Raw genomic sequence first — 1,226 nt, 5'->3', positions numbered from 1 at the left:
GGCGGATTCAACCGGTGGATGCAATAGTTTGCTGGAATCGTTCGGCTGGCGTTTCGTAGTCCAGCGTCTTTCTCGGGCGCTCGTTCAGCCGTCGCGCCACAGCATTGAGTTTTGCCTGCGAATACACTGACAGATCGGTGCCTTTGGGGAAGTACTGCCGTAGAAGTCCGTTTGTATTCTCGTTTGATCCGCGCTGCCACGGATGCTGCGGGTCGCAGAAGTAGACCTGGATATCAGTGGCCACGGTGAAGCGTTTGTGCCCGGCCATCTCTGTTCCCCGGTCCCAGGTTAGCGACTTATAGAGTTCCTGCGGCAACTTGCTGGCATGTTTGATGAGGGCATTGATGACCGTTTCGCTATCCTTGCAGGGAATCCTGACCAGCATCACGTAGCGTGTCTGGCGCTCGACGAGCGTTGCTATCTGGCTGTTTGCGCTGCCGCACAGGAGATCGCCCTCCCAGTGGCCCGGTACGGCGCGATCTTCAACCGTTGCCGGACGTTCGCTGATGGACACCGTCTCGCGGATCCGGCCGTGATCGTCAGTCTTTTGCGTGTGATGGCGAGATCGCCGCATCGCCCGTGTGCGACGCAGGTGTTCCAGCAACTCTTTCTTCAGGGCACCACGGGCCTGTATGAAGAGGCTGCGATAGATCGTCTCATGAGACACGTGGTAGTCCTCGTCTGAATACGAGCGCCTGAGCCATCCTGCAATCTGCTGCGGTGACCACTGCAACTGGAGCTTGCCTGCTACGATCTGTGCTAGAACCCGGTGCTCAACCAGCTTGCAGGCTTTGGGACGCTTTGCCCGATCCCAGGCAAGCGCATCGGCATGGCTTGCCCGGTAACCTTCCTTTCCGCTGTTGCGTTTGATCTCGCGGCAGATGGTGGAGGGAGCCCTGGCAAGTCGCTTCGCAATCGACTGGATCGAGTCGCCCACAGCGAGCGCCCGCGATATCTCCTCGCGTTCGGCCAATGTTAGCGTCAGCTGTGCGCGATGTCGCGGCGCCGGACGGATGCCGCCGCTTTCTGCCAGTATCCGTTGGATAGACGAGTGATTCCGGTCAAACAGCTGCGCGATATGCTGAAGCGACTCACCCTTCTGCCAGCGCTCCCACATCAACGCTTTCTGAGTTTCAGTGTAGTAAATCCGGCGGCGCTGTTTCATTTGCAACACTCCCACTGCTCACGCAGCCTCTAGTGTGTTGCATCCACCGGTTGAATCCGCC

At 58.6% G+C, this 1,226-nt stretch carries 1 protein-coding gene; it reads right to left on the bottom strand.

All coding sequences use genetic code 11. The annotated features are described in order from the left end of the window. Nucleotides 1-7: 7 nt before the first annotated feature. On the bottom strand, nt 8-1,165 hold the full coding sequence (locus ACZ9H4_RS37070) for an IS30 family transposase (RefSeq protein WP_476123247.1): 1,158 nt from the start codon (nt 1,163-1,165) through the stop codon (nt 8-10). Nucleotides 1,166-1,226 lie beyond the last annotated feature (61 nt).

It is taken from the genome of Paraburkholderia sp. TE9906 (assembly GCF_056279605.1).
This window is presented reverse-complemented; position numbering and strand designations above follow the sequence as displayed.

What these genes read in the sequence shown, in the direction of transcription:
- ACZ9H4_RS37070 (WP_476123247.1), bottom strand. Translation starts at nt 1,165, where the DNA reads ATGAAACAGCGCCGCCGGATTTACTACACTGAAACTCAGAAAGCGTTG.